Origin of the sequence: Streptococcus parasanguinis (genome assembly GCF_001069785.1) — a bacterium.
In the GTDB taxonomy this organism is placed as follows: domain Bacteria; phylum Bacillota; class Bacilli; order Lactobacillales; family Streptococcaceae; genus Streptococcus; species Streptococcus parasanguinis_T.
Window position 1 is genome coordinate 1 of record NZ_JVSR01000028.1, and the last position, 17,955, is coordinate 17,955.

Annotated in this window: 17 protein-coding genes; 10 read left to right on the plus strand and 7 right to left on the minus strand. The window is 37.0% G+C overall.

Annotated features, from left to right (window positions below; all coding sequences use genetic code 11):
- Positions 1–152: 152 nt before the first annotated feature.
- Positions 153–2,720 (minus strand): YfhO family protein, encoded by a 2,568-nt coding sequence (locus ADG03_RS01845; RefSeq protein ID WP_049471765.1) that lies wholly within the window; start codon positions 2,718–2,720, stop codon positions 153–155.
- A gap of 49 nt (positions 2,721–2,769) precedes the next feature.
- Positions 2,770–4,395 (minus strand): ABC-F family ATP-binding cassette domain-containing protein, encoded by a 1,626-nt coding sequence (locus ADG03_RS01850; protein ID WP_049471766.1) that lies wholly within the window; start codon positions 4,393–4,395, stop codon positions 2,770–2,772.
- A gap of 205 nt (positions 4,396–4,600) precedes the next feature.
- On the opposite strand from ADG03_RS01850, the gene trpS reads away from it, so the two are divergent.
- Positions 4,601–5,629 (plus strand): tryptophan--tRNA ligase, encoded by a 1,029-nt coding sequence (gene trpS / locus ADG03_RS01855; protein ID WP_003002236.1) that lies wholly within the window; start codon positions 4,601–4,603, stop codon positions 5,627–5,629.
- A gap of 143 nt (positions 5,630–5,772) precedes the next feature.
- Positions 5,773–7,254, plus strand: a complete 1,482-nt coding sequence (gene guaB, locus ADG03_RS01860; protein ID WP_003009220.1) for an IMP dehydrogenase — start codon at positions 5,773–5,775, stop codon at positions 7,252–7,254.
- A gap of 45 nt (positions 7,255–7,299) precedes the next feature.
- On the opposite strand, the gene recF is transcribed toward guaB, so the two are convergent.
- Together recF and yaaA are read right to left on the minus strand one after the other, a co-directional pair.
- Positions 7,300–8,394, minus strand: a complete 1,095-nt coding sequence (gene recF, locus ADG03_RS01865; protein ID WP_049471767.1) for a DNA replication/repair protein RecF — start codon at positions 8,392–8,394, stop codon at positions 7,300–7,302.
- Positions 8,394–8,756 carry a S4 domain-containing protein YaaA gene (gene yaaA / locus ADG03_RS01870; protein ID WP_049471768.1) on the minus strand — a complete coding sequence of 121 codons (363 nt, stop codon included), beginning with the start codon at positions 8,754–8,756 and terminating at the stop codon, positions 8,394–8,396. The genes recF and yaaA overlap by 1 nt, the downstream gene beginning before the upstream one ends.
- Positions 8,757–8,911: 155 nt before the next feature.
- On the opposite strand from yaaA, the gene yfmF reads away from it, so the two are divergent.
- The 8 genes from yfmF to ADG03_RS01910 all read left to right on the plus strand — a co-directional run bounded on the left by yfmF (position 8,912) and on the right by ADG03_RS01910 (position 15,697).
- Positions 8,912–10,159: an EF-P 5-aminopentanol modification-associated protein YfmF gene (yfmF, locus tag ADG03_RS01875; protein WP_049471798.1), complete on the plus strand. Its 1,248-nt coding sequence runs from the start codon at positions 8,912–8,914 to the stop codon at positions 10,157–10,159.
- A gap of 8 nt (positions 10,160–10,167) precedes the next feature.
- Positions 10,168–11,442: an EF-P 5-aminopentanol modification-associated protein YfmH gene (yfmH, locus tag ADG03_RS01880; RefSeq protein WP_049471769.1), complete on the plus strand. Its 1,275-nt coding sequence runs from the start codon at positions 10,168–10,170 to the stop codon at positions 11,440–11,442.
- 26 nt (positions 11,443–11,468) lie between these two features.
- The gene (locus ADG03_RS01885) at positions 11,469–11,876 is read left to right on the plus strand and encodes a helix-turn-helix domain-containing protein (RefSeq protein WP_003002050.1); all 408 of its coding nucleotides are present in this window, start codon (positions 11,469–11,471) and stop codon (positions 11,874–11,876) included.
- A 31-nt stretch (positions 11,877–11,907) separates the two neighbouring features.
- The gene (gene pgsA, locus ADG03_RS01890) at positions 11,908–12,447 is read left to right on the plus strand and encodes a CDP-diacylglycerol--glycerol-3-phosphate 3-phosphatidyltransferase (RefSeq protein WP_003009208.1); all 540 of its coding nucleotides are present in this window, start codon (positions 11,908–11,910) and stop codon (positions 12,445–12,447) included.
- Positions 12,448–13,272 carry an energy-coupling factor ABC transporter ATP-binding protein gene (locus ADG03_RS01895; protein ID WP_049471770.1) on the plus strand — a complete coding sequence of 275 codons (825 nt, stop codon included), beginning with the start codon at positions 12,448–12,450 and terminating at the stop codon, positions 13,270–13,272.
- Positions 13,257–14,099 (plus strand): energy-coupling factor transporter ATPase, encoded by an 843-nt coding sequence (locus tag ADG03_RS01900; RefSeq protein ID WP_049471771.1) that lies wholly within the window; start codon positions 13,257–13,259, stop codon positions 14,097–14,099. The genes ADG03_RS01895 and ADG03_RS01900 overlap by 16 nt, the downstream gene beginning before the upstream one ends.
- On the plus strand, positions 14,092–14,889 hold the full coding sequence (locus tag ADG03_RS01905; protein WP_024054768.1) for an energy-coupling factor transporter transmembrane component T family protein: 798 nt from the start codon (positions 14,092–14,094) through the stop codon (positions 14,887–14,889). The genes ADG03_RS01900 and ADG03_RS01905 overlap by 8 nt, the downstream gene beginning before the upstream one ends.
- A 157-nt stretch (positions 14,890–15,046) precedes the next feature.
- The gene (locus ADG03_RS01910; protein WP_003002250.1) at positions 15,047–15,697 is read left to right on the plus strand and encodes a LysM peptidoglycan-binding domain-containing protein; all 651 of its coding nucleotides are present in this window, start codon (positions 15,047–15,049) and stop codon (positions 15,695–15,697) included.
- A gap of 25 nt (positions 15,698–15,722) precedes the next feature.
- On the opposite strand, the gene ADG03_RS01915 is transcribed toward ADG03_RS01910, so the two are convergent.
- From ADG03_RS01915 to sdaAB, 3 genes are read right to left on the minus strand one after another with little or no spacing between them, the layout of a single operon-like run.
- On the minus strand, positions 15,723–16,352 hold the full coding sequence (locus tag ADG03_RS01915; protein WP_049471772.1) for an HAD hydrolase-like protein: 630 nt from the start codon (positions 16,350–16,352) through the stop codon (positions 15,723–15,725).
- A 1-nt stretch (position 16,353) separates the two neighbouring features.
- Positions 16,354–17,226, minus strand: a complete 873-nt coding sequence (gene sdaAA / locus ADG03_RS01920) for an L-serine ammonia-lyase, iron-sulfur-dependent, subunit alpha (protein WP_003002222.1) — start codon at positions 17,224–17,226, stop codon at positions 16,354–16,356.
- Between the two features lie 9 nt (positions 17,227–17,235).
- Positions 17,236–17,907 carry an L-serine ammonia-lyase, iron-sulfur-dependent subunit beta gene (sdaAB, locus tag ADG03_RS01925; protein WP_023919982.1) on the minus strand — a complete coding sequence of 224 codons (672 nt, stop codon included), beginning with the start codon at positions 17,905–17,907 and terminating at the stop codon, positions 17,236–17,238.
- Positions 17,908–17,955: the final 48 nt, after the last annotated feature.

Consider the following 17,955-nt stretch of genomic DNA (forward strand, 5'->3'; position numbering starts at 1 on the left):
GCGCATGACTGTTAATCATGATGTCGTAGGTTCGAGTCCTACTGGCGGAGCTAGTATAGCACCCATTTGGGTGTTTTTTTTTTTGTTTTGAAAAAGGCTAGGATAATGACTATCCTAGCCTTTTATTTATAAGTGAACGATGGTTAGATTCCTTAACTTTTTCGTCTTTTTATTTGTCTCCATTCGTAGAGGAAGAAGAGAATGATTCCAATGAAAAAGGCAATAAGTCCTTCAATGAAGCCTTGGGGAACAAATGTTAAGGTGACTGTTCCGGATCCTTTTGAAACACGAACTCCCATCAATCCTTTCTGGATGCGATGAATTTGGATAGGCTTTCCATTTTGTTTAGCTGACCAGCCTTTATCATAAGGGAGTGTAAAAATAAGGGTAGTGTCTCTATTTGCGTTATAGGCTGCTACCAATTTGTTTTTCTTTTTGTGAATAGCAACTTCTTGCTGACGAATACTAGCGATAGCTTGTGTGTATTGGTCAAGATCCAGAGCAAAAAATTCTGGTGTATCAAAGGAGACTGTCGAATTTTCTGGAAAACTCATACGAATAGTAACTGTTTCTTCTGTGTCAAAATGGCCAATTGAAAAGAATGGAAAGGCATTATCAATGGTATAGCGTTGGGTCTGTCCATTGTAGCTGATTTCAATATCTTTCCGATCATCGTTTGAAAATTGTAAATTTGGAACATTGACATATAGTTGGCTATGGGCAGGAACCGTTACTTCATATTGAATACTTGCGTAGGATAGATGACTATCTTCTTCAATTTTTGCAGTTTGCAACGAAGATGTAGTATTTTGTGAAGTAGGCGAGAGAATATTTAATTTCTTATAAAATTTATATTTTTCATCTGTGATTTGATGGATGAATCGTGTCTGATTATCCAGTGTCAAATTCGTAAAGGAAGTATTTTTATAAGGTTTTGCTGACAGAAAGGCGATTGGTAAGGCGTATTCGTTTTCTGAAAGTGAGACTCCATTTTTGGTTGCAATCTCTTTAAATCCAAATTTTTGAACAGGTTGTTGGCTTAAATTATAGCGAACACCAAATAGACTATCCATTAAAATAGAATTGTTTTGGTATCGAAGATTGAGGTTAGTTCCTTCAGATTTAAATCCTAGTTTGTCCAATGTCGAGCTAGCATCCGTATTTCGTACAGATGAAAATTGAGAAATTCCATTATAACCATACTTCATGCTATCATTGCCCGTTTGTGGATGTAGAATCTCAGTCCGATAATTTGAGTCTGTCTTCTCTCTTACTAAGGATTGGATGGCTTTTAAGTCGCGTTCGTAGGATGATCGAGAAGCAAAGACCCATTCATTCGCAATTCCTTCCATTTGATAATAACTATTTACCGATAATTCAAAAATGGAGAAAAAAAGGATCGAAAGATAGAAAAGTCTAGGCGGTATCTTTTTTAGGATAAATCCTAAACAGACCAAATAGAAAGCAATTAAAAATTCAAAAGTAACAATAAAATTGACAGCATCTAAAAATTTATAGTGACTGCTGTAAAGGACAGTTGCTCCAAATCCTAGAATAAGGAGGAAATTAGCAAGACTAAAACGAATCCAAGTGATCTCCTCTATTCGATTTAGTACTTCTCCTGCCATCAGAATAATCGTCAAAGAAAAGATCCAAGAGTATCGATGAAGAAACATATTTGGCGCGTGCATACCTTGCCAAAGGAGATCTAATAATTGAAAACGAAAACTCAAAATAAGAATGGTCAAGAGTATAAAGTAAGAAAGTTTCACGTGAAACTTGATCGACTTTACAAAGAAAAAGGTAATCGCTAAAAGAAGTGGAAATAATCCCACGTAGATCATTGGAATTGATCCATATTTAGTAGTGTCAAAACTTCCAATGAAATTTTTTGCAAATATGTCAAGATACCAACTTTTTTCTGTAAAGATACTGTCAATCTTTGAAAAGCTTTCTCCATGAGTGCGTAAATCTAAGAAGGTTGGATATAACATCACAAGGCTTGTTATAACTGATAAAATAGATACAATTACAAAATGAAAGAAGCGTTTTCCAATTCCTTTGATGTCCCATGACAGTTGTGTCAAGTACCATAAAATGAGAAAAATAGACATCATAAACCCAAAATAATAATTTTGGATAAACAAGCTGGTTAAGCTGATAAAGTAGAGAATCTCTCCTTCATTGTAAATGAGTTTTTTGAATCCATAAAGAATTAATGGTGCTAGGATAAAAACATCTAGCCAAGTTTTGATTTCAATTTGGCTGATAGCAAAGCTCATAAGAGCAAATGAGGTTGAAAGGGTAAGAACCAGGGATCTAGGAATTTTAGAAAACATTCCATGTAAACTAATATAAGTGCTTAACCCAATAGCTCCAAATTTAAGAAGAGTGATGAGATAAACAGCATCTGGCATGGATTGTGCATTAAAGAAGTAGACAAGGGGAGAAAAGAAACTTCCTAGATAATAGCTACTGAGTGCATAGAAATTAATACCTAATCCACTTTGAAAACTGTAAAATAGGCTATCTGTCCCATGTAAAATATTTCGAAGTGTGGTATCAAAAATGACATACTGATGATAACCATCTCCTAATAAGGGGGATGTATCACTGTTCCAGTAGATTCCTTGCGAGAGGTAAATAAAGAACATCATGATAGCTGGAATCAGGAAAGAAGATACTATAAAAAGGGATGTTTTTAGCTTTGTTTTATTCATATATTTCTACTGAAAGAGCCTGAAATTATTATTTCAGGGCTCTTTATTTTTATGATTGACTCCAAAGTTCTTTCACTTTTGCTTGAACTTCTTCATTTTCAAGAAACTCATCATAGGTTTCATCAATACGATCGATTACGCCGTTTTTTGAAAGAACGATAATATGGTTGGCGAGTGTTTGAATGAATTCGTGGTCATGGCTAGCAAAGATAATCGATTCTTTAAAATTCTTCAATCCATCATTTAAACTTGAAATAGACTCCAAATCCAAGTGATTGGTTGGATCATCTAGTACAAGAACATTTGACTTGAGGAGCATCAATTTAGACAACATGACACGGACCTTTTCTCCCCCTGACAAGACGTTGACAGACTTGTTAACTTCGTCACCCGAAAAGAGCATACGTCCTAAGAAACCACGAAGGAACGTGTTGTCATCTTCTTCTTTACTTGCAAATTGACGAAGCCAATCAAGAATACTTTCACCACCTGCAAAATCACGACTGTTGTCTTTTGGTAGATATGATCGACTAGTTGTAACTCCCCACTTGATAGTTCCTTCATATTCAATATCATCCATCAATGCACGGATCAAAGCGGTTGTTTGAATATCGTTCTGTCCGATAAGGGCGGTTTTGTCACCAGGCCGTAAGATAAAGCTGATATTGTCAAGGATGGTTTCTCCATCGATCTTGACAGAGAGATTTTCAACTGTCAAGAGATCATTCCCGATTTCTCGTTCCGCTTTAAAGTTAATAAATGGGTATTTCCGACTAGATGGTACAATCTCTTCTAGTTCGATCTTGTCAAGCATTTTTTTACGAGATGTTGCTTGTTTTGATTTTGAAGCGTTGGCCGAGAATCGTGCGACAAACTCTTGCAATTGTTTAATTTTTTCTTCAGCTTTTGCATTTCTATCTGCTTGTAATTTAGCAGCCAGTTCAGAAGATTCCTTCCAGAAATCATAGTTTCCGACGTATAGTTTAATTTTTCCAAAGTCTAGATCCGCCATATGGGTACAGACTTTATTCAAAAAGTGACGGTCATGGGAAACAACGATAACAGTATTTTCAAAATCAATCAGAAAATCTTCTAACCATGTAATAGACTGAATATCCAGACCGTTGGTCGGCTCGTCCAAAAGAAGGACATCTGGTTTACCAAAGAGGGCTTTAGCTAAGAGAACTTTCACTTTTTCTCCATTTGCTAACTCGCTCATAGTTTGATAGTGAAGATCTTCAGAAATATTTAGATTTTGTAGCAATTGAGAAGCTTCGCTTTCCGCTTCCCATCCACCAAGTTCTGCGAATTCCCCTTCAAGTTCAGCTGCACGGACACCATCTTCGTCAGAAAAATCTTCTTTCATGTAGATAGCATCTTTCTCTTTCATGATGTTGTAGAGTTTTTCATTCCCCATGATCACAACATCGATGACACGCTCGTCTTCATAGTCAAAGTGATTTTGACGAAGAACGGACAAACGTTCATCTGGACCAAGAGAAATATGACCAGTGGTTGGTTCGATATCTCCAGCTAAAATTTTTAAAAAGGTTGATTTTCCGGCACCATTGGCCCCAATGAGACCGTATGTGTTTCCCTCTGTAAAGTTGATATTGACATCGTCAAACAATTTTCGATCACTAAAACGTAGTGAGACGTCTGATACTGTAAGCAATGATTTTCTCCTCTTTCTATAATGTCTTCATTTTACTAGAAAATAGAGGAAAATTCAACTTTTTTACTGTCAATTTGTTTTTACAAACTTGTAAATTAAGTTGACAATTTTGTAAAGATTCATTTCGTCACAAACATAGAGAAGAGACTAACATTTTCAACTAGAAAGTGCTATAATGATAAGGATAACGATTAAGGAGAAGAGTATGACAAAACCCATCATTTTGACAGGTGATAGACCAACAGGAAAACTTCATATTGGCCACTATGTTGGTTCTTTAAAAAATCGCGTTTTGCTACAAAATAAAGATGAATATAATATGTTTGTTTTTCTAGCAGACCAGCAGGCTTTGACAGATCATGCCAAAGATCCAAAAACCATAGTAGAGTCTATTGGCAATGTTGCTTTAGATTATCTAGCTGCTGGACTAGATCCTGAAAAAGTTACGATTTTCATTCAAAGTCAGATTCCTGAATTAGCGGAATTGACCATGTATTACATGAATCTTGTATCTTTGGCGCGACTTGAAAGAAACCCAACTGTAAAAACCGAGATTTCTCAAAAAGGTTTTGGTGAGAGTATTCCAACAGGATTTTTGGTATACCCTATTTCACAAGCAGCCGATATCACAGCATTTAAAGCAAATTTTGTTCCAGTAGGAAATGATCAAAAGCCAATGATTGAGCAAACTCGTGAGATTGTCCGTTCCTTTAATCATGCTTACAACACAGATACTTTGGTGGAACCGGAAGGGATTTATCCTGAAAATGAAGCAGCAGGACGCTTACCTGGTTTAGACGGAAATGCTAAGATGTCTAAATCGTTGAATAATGGCATTTACCTAGCTGATGATGCAGATACTTTAAAGAAAAAAGTGATGAGTATGTATACTGATCCTGATCATATTAAAGTAGAGGATCCAGGAAAAATTGAAGGCAATATGGTCTTTCATTACCTGGATGTATTTGGCCGTCCAGAAGATGCAGCTGAAATTGCAGAAATGAAAGAACATTATCAACGTGGTGGACTTGGTGATGTAAAGACCAAACGATATCTTTTAGAAATTTTAGATCGTGAATTAAGACCGATTCGTGAAAGACGTCTTGAGTTTGCAAAGGATATGGGTGAGGTCTACTCTATTCTTGAAAAAGGAAGCGAGCGCGCTCGAAATGTAGCAGCTCAAACACTGGATGAAGTAAAATCTGCGATGGGAATTACCTATTTTAAAAAATAAAACGACTTCATTAATAGGGAACATTTCTTTACTGTTCATTGATAATTTACCAATAAATGATTGACAAATTGCCATAGAATGGTATGATATTAACAATAAAAATTCGAGCCTTGCTCAAATAAAAAGAAAAGAGGATCCAGCTAATGTCTAATTGGGACACAAAGTTTTTGAAAAAAGGGTTTACATTCGATGACGTGCTTTTGATTCCAGCAGAAAGTCACGTATTGCCTAATGATGCAGATTTAAGTACACAATTAGCAAGTAATTTACGCTTGAATATCCCAATCATTACTGCTGCTATGGATACGGTGACTGAAAGTCAAATGGCAATTGCTATGGCACGTGCTGGTGGACTTGGTGTGATCCATAAAAACATGTCAATTGAGCAACAGGCAGATGAAGTACGCAAAGTAAAACGTTCTGAAAATGGGGTTATCATTGATCCGTTCTATTTGACTCCGTCTCATACAATTGCAGAAGCAGATGAGTTGATGGGACGATACCGAATCAGTGGTGTTCCTGTTGTTGAAACACTTGAAAATCGTAAATTAGTTGGTATCCTTACAAACCGGGATTTGCGTTTTATTTCTGATTACAATCAACCCATTTCAAATCATATGACAAGTGAAAACTTGGTAACTGCACCGGTTGGAACCGATTTGGAAACAGCTGAACGCATTCTACAAGAGCACCGTATTGAAAAATTACCATTGGTAGATGAAAATGGTCGTCTTTCTGGCTTGATTACAATTAAAGATATTGAAAAAGTTATTGAGTTTCCAAATGCGGCTAAGGATGAATTTGGTCGTTTGCTTGTGGCTGGTGCCGTAGGGGTTACTTCAGATACTTTTGAACGTGCAGAAGCTCTTTTTGAAGCTGGTGCAGATGCTATTGTCATCGATACTGCTCATGGACATTCTGCGGGTGTTCTTCGTAAGATTGCAGAAATTCGTGCCCACTTCCCAGATCGTACCTTGATTGCAGGAAATATTGCAACTGCTGAAGGTGCTCGTGCATTATTTGATGCAGGGGTAGACGTAGTTAAGGTCGGAATTGGTCCAGGATCAATCTGTACAACTCGTGTTGTTGCAGGGGTTGGTGTTCCTCAAGTGACTGCTATTTATGACGCAGCCGCTGTAGCTCGTGAATATGGAAAAACGATCATTGCTGATGGTGGTATCAAGTATTCAGGAGATATTGTCAAAGCACTCGCAGCTGGTGGAAATGCAGTTATGCTTGGCTCAATGCTTGCAGGTACAGATGAAGCACCAGGTGAAACAGAAATCTTCCAAGGTCGTAAATTTAAAACATACCGTGGTATGGGATCTATTGCAGCAATGAAGAAAGGTTCTAGCGACCGTTACTTCCAAGGATCTGTTAATGAAGCCAATAAATTGGTCCCTGAAGGAATTGAAGGACGCGTTGCTTATAAAGGTTCTGTAGCAGATATGGTCTTCCAAATGATCGGTGGTATTCGTTCAGGTATGGGTTATGTTGGTGCAGCAACCATTCAAGATTTACATGATCATGCACAATTTGTCGAAATGAGCGGTGCCGGATTGAAAGAAAGCCATCCTCATGATGTGCAAATTACAAACGAGGCTCCTAACTACTCGGCACAATAAATTTACACATTTGTAAACAAAAATAACAGCATCTTGACAGTATTGTCAAGATGCTGTTTTGATATGACCGGCTTGAACAGTGAAAATTTTCAACTCTTCAGGTAGTTCTTTTAAATGATCGAGAGTGGTCGTTGTAATAAATGTTTGAATATTATTAGAGATGGTTTCAAGTAGTTGAAGTTGACGATAATTGTCAAGTTCGCTCATGACATCGTCAAGTAGTAAAATCGGCTTTTCTCTTGTGATTTCTTCCATTAATTCAATTTCTGCTAATTTTAGAGAGAGAACAACACTTCGATGCTGGCCTTGACTACCAAAGGTAGCATTCATATTATTGATAAAAAATGCCAAATCATCCCTGTGAGGCCCAATGCTTGTTGTTTTCCTAAAAATATCCTTCTGACGGTTTTTTTCCAACATAGAGAGAAACTGCTCTTCTATATCATTTCCTTCTTCAGAAAAAACAGTTGACTGATATTGAATTGATAGGTCTTCTTTGTTGTCAGAAAGTCGAGTATGTTTTTCTTTTGCTTTAGCTTCTAATTTTTTAATAAACTCAAGCCGATGATGGATGACGCGACTTCCAAAACTAGCTAGTTGTGAATCTAAGACCTCCAAAAATGTAGCATCAATTTTTTCCGAATTTTTTAGATAACTATTTCTTTGTTTCAGTACATGGTTGTATTGAGATAAGTCAGATAAGTAGAGAGGTTTCATCTGACCTAATTCAATGTCAATAAACTTTCGACGCCCTGCAGGTGATCCTTTGATCAGTTGCAAATCTTCGGGTGCGAAAAGGACAACATTCATATGGCCAATATAGTTCGATAATTTGGCTTGTTTCAAATGATTTACCTTAGTTATCCGACCTTTTGGTGTCAAGGAAATTTCTAATGGAAGGGGACCAGTTTCTCTTTGCAATTGACCAGAAACTTTAAAATCGGTGGATTCAAAATAGATGAGATCTCTATCATTTCGTGTTCGATGACTTCTAGTTAAAGCTAGAAAATAAATTGATTCGAGAATATTGGTCTTTCCCTGAGCATTTTGACCTAGGAAAATATTTAATCCAGGATGAAACTCGACTTCAAGTTCTTGATAATTACGAAAATGTTGAATGGATAACTGTTTTAACCACATTACGAGATACCAGGAAAGCGAATTGCTTTTTCTTTTTTGTTAGTCTTTGTCGGTAGTTTCTTTTGTTGTTGATTGAGTTGCTTGACAAGTTTAGCAACACGTTCCTTTTCTTCCTTTTCTTTAAGATGCTCTTCTATTTCTTCTTGAGAAGGTTCAAGAATGGTGATAGTCATGTTCAGTTCAGGAATGTCAATTTGATCATTGACACGAAGTTTACGGCCTCTCCGTTGTTCTAATTCACCATTAACAAAGACTTCTTTTTCTTGAAGAAAGGCTTTGATTGCACCACCACTCTGTATAATACCGAGTTCTTTTAAGATTGCTTGTAATGTAATAAAGTCATCAAATAATTTGTAATTCATAGTTCACCTCTTTGCGTGTTATTATACCATATTTTTAGTTTTTCTAGGGTAGAGAATGTTGAGTGATTTGAGGAGATTTTTCACAGTTTGAATTAGGATTTTAGTGTGATTTCGTGTTATAATGAAAGTTACTATTGAGTAGAACGAGGATGAAAATGGAATTAGTAAAGGGCGTTAATCTTCACTTTCTTCAATCAAAAAAATTTAAAACCAATAAAATTAAGGTCCGTTTTTCATCGCCATTAGATGAAAATACCGTGGCTGCGCGTGTTTTAGTAGCCTGTATGATGGAAACTGCAAATCAAAAATATCCAACTTCACAATTATTCCGTGAAAAATTAGCGAGTCTATACGGGGTAGAATTGTCAACCTCAGTCTCTAAGAGGGGGCGTGTTCATTATGTTGATTTGAATATTTCCTTTGTGCGCGATGACTTTTTGAGCAAGAAAAATGTTCTTACTGATGAAGTTTTGGACATTATAGAAACTATCTTCTTTTCACCTTTGGTAGTAGAAGATCACTTTGACAGTGATACATTTGACGTTGAAAAGAAAAATACGATTTCCGATTTGGAGTCAGAAATTGAAGAGCCTTATTATTATGCACATGGGCAATTGAATCAACTATTTTTTGAAGACGAAACAATCGGGATGTCAAGATTGGGGAAAGTTGATTTAGTGAGACAAGAAACAGCTCAAAGTTCTCTTGAACAGTTTCATCAGATGCTCCAATTAGATAACATTGACTTCTTTTTCATAGGTGACTTTAATGAGGTCGCTATTGTGGATCGAGTGAACCAGTTTGAATTCAAGCCACGTGATAACAATTTGTCTGTCACCTATCAACAACCTTTTACAAATGTTGTAAGAGAAAAGTTAGAGCAAAAACAAAACCAACAATCTATTTTAGAATTAGGTTATCATTTTTCTACCCAGTATGGAGAATCTCTCCATATCCCTCTAGTTGTATTAAATGGGATGCTGGGAGCTTTCTCGCATTCGAGACTTTTTCAAATAATACGTGAGAAAGAAGGCCTTGCTTATACTATCTCAAGCCATTTTGATATTTTTACAGGCTTCATGAGAGTTTTTGCAGGCATTGATAAGGAATCTCGTACCAAAGTAATGACCTTGATTATGAGACAGTTGAATGATTTAAAAAGAGGCAAGTTTACAGAGTCAGAGCTTCAATTGACAAAAGAAATGTTGGTGAATACGACCTTATTAGCACAGGATCGGCAAAATACCTTGATTGAAAGGGAATATTTGAAAACGATCCTAGGAACGAAAGTTCTTTCTCTAGAAGAGTGGTTAGAATCTATCGATAAGGTTAGTAGAGAAGAAATTATTGAAGTAGCAAAAACAATTAATTTACAGTCTGTTTATTTTATGGAAGGAAAGTAGTGTAAAGATTGAAAATTAAAGAAAAATATTATGAATCGGTTGGTGAGCAAGTTTACTTTACACGCTTGTCAAATGGGTTGACTATTCATTTAATTCCCAAAGAAGATTATTATGAAACCTATGGAATAATCACAACTAAGTTTGGCTCAGTGGATACACGAATTCTAGTGAATGGTGATGAAAGGCAATATCCTGCAGGAATTGCACATTTTCTAGAACACAAAGTGTTTGAAGATGAAAATGGTCAAGATTATTTAAAAAAATTCGTTCATTTAGGATCGGAAAGTAATGCCTTTACAAGCTTTACAAAGACAAGTTATCTTTTCTCAACAACTTCAAAAGTCCCTGAAAATATTCAATTGTTATTGGAGATGGTTTCAAAGGTTTCCTTTACAGAAAAATCTGTATCTAAGGAAAGAGAAATCATTCAACAAGAAATTGGAATGTACCAAGATAGTCCAGACTATCGATTATTTTTTGGTGCTTTAGAAAATTTATATCCTGGAACACCGTTAGCAGATGATATTGCTGGAACTAGGGAGTCTATTTCTGACATTACAATAGATAATCTCCGTGAAAACTTTGATCTATTCTATCATCCCTCTCAAATGCATTTATTAGTGATCGGAAACTTTGATGTTGATGAAGTATTGCAAGTAGTAAAGAAATATGATCTGACTTCTCCTCGTCCTTCTGTGGAGTTAGAACGTTTTCCTGTAGAAAAAAATGAAGTAAGATTGAATCAATCTTGTAGAATGGAAGTTGCTACTCCGAAGTTGGCAATTGGAATTCGAGGAAATGATATCATTAAGGAAGAGGAAAAATTTCGTTATAAATTGATGTTGAAATTACTATTTTCGATGATGTTTGGTTGGACCTCGCAACGGTTTCAAAGTTTATATGAAGCCGGGAAGATTGACAACTCATTGACACTTGAGGTCGAGGTTGAGGAATTATTTCATTTCGTTATTTTGACAATGGATACTCAAGAACCGGTGTCCCTATCTCATCAATTTAGGTCAGCAATCAAACAATTTGAGAAGGATCCAGATGTCAATCAGGAACATTTGGATACGATTAAAAGCGAAATGTTTGGTGATTTCTTACAAGGTTTAAATTCGCTTGAGTATAGTGCCACTCAGTTTGAATATTTTTCAGACGGTAGCACTTCTTATGATCTTCCAAAGATTTTACAAGGTATTAGTTTACAAGATATCATCAAATTAGGGCGTCAGTTCATCGACCAGGCTGAGATGGTTGACTATATGATTTTTCAAAAGTAGTAAACAATGTATCAAGAAGGGAAAACATGAAGAAGAGAACGATTGGTCAAGTGTTAAGACTGTCAAGAGTAAATTTACACTTAAGTTTACAGGATGTGTCAAATAAAACAGCCATTGGAATTCCTTATATAGAAGCGTTGGAAAACGATGAGTTTGATCTATTACCGAGTCCCTTTTACGCTCAGATCTATCTTAAAAAGTTAGCATGGGCTTTGGGATTAGATGAGTCCATCCTATTGACAGCTTTTCGTGAAGGAAAAGAATTGTTATTTGATGAAGAAATACTTGTAGATGACGAAGAGCTTCATTCAAGAAAATTAAGACAGAAAGCGAGCTGGTTACCAATCCTGTATTATCTACTAGTGAGTTTTGCCATCCTTGGCTTTGTGATTTATATCGTATATTTTTATGAGTTTACAGCATCTGTAAAATAGATGTAAAGATAGTTTATTTTTTGGAGGAAGTATGAAAAAAGAAAATATTCCTAATGCATTGACATTAATTCGGGTTGTAATGATTCCTATTTTTATTGCTATTTTAAGTTTAAGTCACTCTTACTTAGGACATATTGTAGCGGCAGTTATTTTTGCAATTGCTAGTATTACAGATTATTTAGATGGCTTTCTTGCACGTAAATGGAATGTAGTGAGTAATTTTGGTAAATTTGCCGATCCAATGGCAGATAAATTATTGGTCATGTCAGCCTTTATCATGATGATTGAATTAAAAATGGTTCCTGCTTGGATTGCAGCCGTTATCATTTGTCGTGAGTTAGCTGTTACTGGTTTGCGTCTTCTACTTGTTGAGACAGGTGGTACAGTTCTTGCTGCAGCCATGCCAGGAAAAATTAAAACCTTTAGCCAAATGTTTGCCATTATCTTTTTGCTTTGCCATTGGACACTTCCAGGGCAAGTGTTGCTTTATATTGCATTGATTTTCACAATTTATTCTGGTTACGACTACTTTAAGGGAAGTAGCTATCTCTTTAAAGACACATTTAAATAAATGAAACAGATGATTGAGCTAAAAAATGTATCCTTTCGATACGATAAAACAGTAGAAGAGTATCAAATTGACACGGTTTCGTTTCACGTGAAACAAGGAGAGTGGCTTTCGATTGTTGGACACAATGGTAGTGGGAAATCTACAGTTGTACGCCTGATTGATGGTCTTTTGGAAGCTGAGTCTGGTGAGATTTACATTGATGGAAAAAAACTGACTCGTGAAACTATATGGGAAATCCGTAGTAAAATTGGGATTGTATTTCAGAATCCTGATAACCAATTTGTTGGTGCGACAGTAGAAGATGATGTTGCCTTTGGTTTAGAAAATCAAGGAATTCCACGGGAAGAAATGCTTCAACGAGTGGAGAAGGCTATTGAGCAAGTTGGTATGCTGGAGTTTAAAGATCGCGAACCATCTCGTTTGTCAGGTGGTCAAAAGCAACGGGTGGCCATAGCAGGTATTATCGCCTTGAGACCAACTATTATTATCCTTGATGAAGCAACTAGTATGTTAGATCCAGAAGGCAGAGAGGATCTAATGGCGGTAATGAGAGAACTTCAGAAAAAATTTCAATTAACAATTATCTCCATTACCCATGATTTAACCGAAATTGCCTTAAGTGATCGAACACTGGTGTTTCAAAAAGGAAAACTAGAGTCTTCTATGACGCCGCGGGAATTGTTTTCAAGAAATGACCTTAATGAGATTGGACTAGATAAGCCTTTTAGTAAGCAGGTTCAAGAATCTCTCAGCTCGCATTTTCCGCTAAAACAGGATTATCTAACAGAAAGTGAGTTATTAGACCAACTATGGGAATCTCTTTAAAGAATGTCTATTATACTTATCAAGAGGGAAGTCCTTTTGAAGGGCAGGCGCTTTCTGATATTAGTTTGGAAATAAAAGATGGATCTTATACAGCCATCATCGGGCATACTGGTAGTGGCAAGTCTACTTTGTTGCAATTACTAAATGGTTTACTGCGTCCGACTAAAGGAACGATTCAATTTGAAGATTTTGTTTTAGATAATCATTCTGAGCCAAAAGAAATGAAGTACCTGAGAAAAAAAGTCGGTTTGGTTTTTCAATTTCCAGAAAGTCAGCTATTTGCGGAAACTGTTCTAGCTGATGTAGCCTTTGGACCACAAAATTTTGGGGTACCTAAGGACAAAGCGGAGGAAATAGCCAAAGAAAAATTAGCGATCGTTGGTTTAGAAGAGTCTATCTATGATAAAAGTCCATTTGAACTATCTGGTGGACAAATGAGACGGGTTGCGATCGCGGGTATTTTAGCTATTGAACCAGAGATTTTAGTATTGGACGAGCCAACAGCAGGGCTAGATCCTGCTGGAAGAAAGGAATTGATGGCGCTGTTTGAAACATTACATAAAAATGGGATGACTCTAGTTCTGGTAACTCATACGATGGATGATGTAGCAAATTTTGCTGATACCGTATTTGCTTTAGAAGCGGGAAAACTTGTCCTAAACGGATCCCCAGGGGAAGTGTTTCAACAGGTTGAGTATTTACAAAAACTTCAATTAGGAGTCCCACAAATTACGAATTTTGCTCTTCAATTGAAACGAAGAGGACTTCCTCTGGACAGACTACCAATCAAAATTGAGGAACTAAAGGAGCTGTTACTTCATGAATAATATGATTTTAGGAAGGTATATTCCTGGAAACTCCATTATCCACCAACTAGATCCTCGTGGGAAGTTGCTCTCAATGTTTTTATTCATATTTCTTCTGTTTTGGGCAAATAATATCCAGACAAATGTTCTTCTCTTTGGTTTTATTTTTGTTTTAATGTATCTAACGAGGATTTCGGTTAGTTTTTATATTAAAGGTTTAAAATCAATGATTTTTATCATTGCTTTTACAACCATTTTTCAATTATTTGCGACCTCTCAAGGAACTATTTTGTACCAATGGTGGTTTTTTAAATTAACCGACCAAGGATTGATGCAAGCCGCCATCATATTTTGTAGATTTATTTTAATCATTTTTTATTCGACGATTTTAACCGTGACGACGACACCATTGAGTTTAGCAGATGCTGTTGAAAAGATCCTTACCCCACTAAAAATTATTAAGGTTCCGGCTCATGAGATTGGGTTAATGCTATCTATGAGTTTGCGCTTTGTTCCAACCTTAGTAGATGATACGAATCGAATCATGAATGCGCAAAGGGCACGTGGTGTTGATTTTGGTGAGGGAAATCTATTAAAAAGGATCCGTTCCTTTATTCCGATCCTCATTCCTCTATTTGCTTCTAGTTTTAAACGCGCAGATGCATTAGCAATTGCGATGGAAGCGAGAGGGTACAAAGGCGGTGAGGGACGAACACGCTATCGGACTCTGCAGTGGGGAGTAAAAGATACCCTGGCATTGCTCGTTATTCTGTGCCTCATGTTGATAGTTTTTTATCTAAAAAATGGATAGAGCTAGTTGTATTGGTTCAAAAATAAGGAAAAAGCGCTATACAAAGCGCTTTTTACATTAAATTCACATATTCTTGTAACATTTGTAATATATTCTACAATAAACTGTAACATTTTGTGTGTATGATAGAATTATGTTCGAAAGGAGAATAGAATTCATGAACAGTAAAAAGTTCCAATGGACAGTCACTTCCCTACTTTCAGCAGCATCACTTTTCATTTCAGGTATTGCTACAGTGAATGCTGAAACTTACGAAGTGAAGTCTGGAGATACTCTATCAAAAATTGCACTAGAAAATAACACTTCAGTAGAAAATATTATTGCATCTAACAATCTGACCAATGAAGATTTGATCTATGCAGGACAAATTATTGAGTTAGGTGAGCGTTCAAAATCTATGATTGATAAAGTTGCTCCACAAGAGCAAGCAAAACCTGCTGAAAGTGCACCTACAGCAACTGCAACAGCACAAACTGCTCAAAAACAAACAACTTATGCAGCAAATGCTGCAGTGACTTCTGCACAATCAACAAATGGTGGAATTGTTCTATCAAATGGGAATACTGCTGGAGAACAAGGATCTTATGCAGCTGCTCGTATGGCTGAAATGACTGGTGTACCTGCTTCTACTTGGGAAGCAATTATTGCCCGTGAATCAAATGGTCAAGTAAATGCAGCAAATGCTTCTGGTGCCAGTGGCTTGTTCCAAACAATGCCAGGTTGGGGTTCAACTGCAACAGTTGATGATCAAATCCAGGCCGCATACAATGCATATAGCTCACAAGGTTTGTCAGCTTGGGGTTATTAAAAAAATAGGTTTACAATTTGTAAACCTATTTTTTTAATGTCTCAAGAATGTCAAGTGGAGAGTGACAAATAAAATCTGGTGAGTAAAGAAGTAGCTCATCAAGATCTCCAAATCCCCAAGTGACGGCCATGGTTTTTATGCCAACTGCTTGACCTCCAATGAGGTCAAATTTTGTGTCTCCAATAATCACTGTCTCCTCTTTTGGAAGGTCATTGATTGACAAGGCGTATCGAATGACATCGGCTTTGTGGATACGATCTGAATTTGATCCATAAATTCCTTTAAAGTATTTAGCGATACCTAAATCTTGACACATCTGTAAAGCAACTGGTTCATGTTTTGAAGTGGTTACATAAAGAGGAATGTTTTCGTCATGTAATGCTTTCAAAGCTTCTACTATCTGAGGAAACAGAGTTGATTTGTATTGACCTTTTTCATGATAATACTGGCGATAGATAGTTACGGCTTGATCTACCAAAGTTTCAGGAAGGGTAGCTTCAAAACTAGAAATCAAAGGTGGTCCCATAAAACTACGGATGGTTTTGAGATCGGGTTGAGGAACCTTCAAAGTATCGAATGTATGTTGAAAACTCTCTGTAATTCCCTTGGAACTGTCAACTAATGTTCCGTCTAAGTCAAAAAATAAGGCTCGCATGCTATTCTCCAAATATCTCTTTTTGTAATCTACGTCCGGTTGGTGTTGCTGCCAATCCTCCTTCAGCTGTTTCTCTAAAGGCAGTCGGAAGACTAGATCCAACTTGGTACATGGCGTCAATCACTTCATCAACAGGTATTTTTGATTCAATACCTGCTAAGGCCATATCAGCAGCAATGAAGGCATAGCTGGCTCCCATTGCGTTTCGTTTGACACATGGAACTTCCACGAGTCCTGCTACTGGATCACAAATGAGACCAAGCATGTTTTTGATGACAAAACAGACTGCCTGACTCGCTTGATAAGGAGTTCCCCCAGCAGCTAGTGTCAATGCTGCCGCACTCATAGCTGAAGCAGAACCAACTTCTGCTTGACAACCACCTTCTGCACCTGAAATAGAAGCATTATTTGCGATCACTAAACCAAAAGCTCCAGCTGTCAGTAGAAAATCTAATTGTTGCTGACGGTTTAACCCTAATTTTTGGGTAGCTGCAGTGAGAACTGCGGGAAGACAGCCGGCAGATCCTGCAGTGGGTGTTGCACAGACCAGTCCCATCTTAGCATTGTGTTCGTTGACAGCAATAGCATTCTTCGCTGCGGTTAGGACGGTCAAGTCAGATAACGTTTTTCCTGATTTGATATAGCGATCTAATTTTGCGGCATCCCCACCGGTTAACCCACTACGAGAGTGGTTTTCATTTAACCCTAACTTTACAGAATCAATCATCACTTCTAAATTACGGGTCATTAATCGTAGGACTTCTTCTCGTTCACGACCAGTTAGTTCAAATTCAGTTGCAATCATTAACTCTGCGACGTTTCCTTCGTATTGCGTGCTTGCTTGTTCTACGAGGTCTACAATTGAATAAAACATATGAACTCCTTATTTGAAAAAGTTGACATTATGAAGATGAGGAATTTTACGGATATCATCGATAGCTGCTTCACAACTCCTTGAGTCAACTTCTATAATCATAATCGCTTTTTCTCCAGCTTTTTCCCGCGTCACATTCATTTGTGCAATGTTAATATCATAGCGAGAAAGAGCTTCTGTCACATGGGCGATCATTCCAGGGACGTCCTGGTGAACAATGATAATGGTTGGAGTATTCATATTTAGCGAGATAGCAAAGCCATTTAACTCAGTAACTTGTATGTTCCCACCACCAATTGAGATTCCGGTGACAGAAATCGTTTTATGATCATTTTTAACAGTAATAGTCGTTGTGTTTGGGTGAGGAGCATTGCTTTCTTTTTGAATAGACCAAACAATCCGAATGCCTCGTTCATGTGCAATTTTTAGACTATCTGGGATTCTAGGATCATCTGTGTCCATTCCTAAGATGCCCGCTACTAAGGCTAAATCTGTTCCATGACCACGATAGGTTTTGGCGAAGGAATTAAATAATTGGAACTCAACTTCTTTTGGCTCCTCTCCAAAGATAGAAGAAACAATTTTACCAATTCGAACAGCACCTGCAGTGTGACTACTGGATGGGCCGATCATTACAGGTCCAATAATATCAAAAACTGATTGGAATTTTAAAGAGTTCATGCTCTGCTCCTTTGTGATCACTTTACTTCATTATATCAGATATGGCTG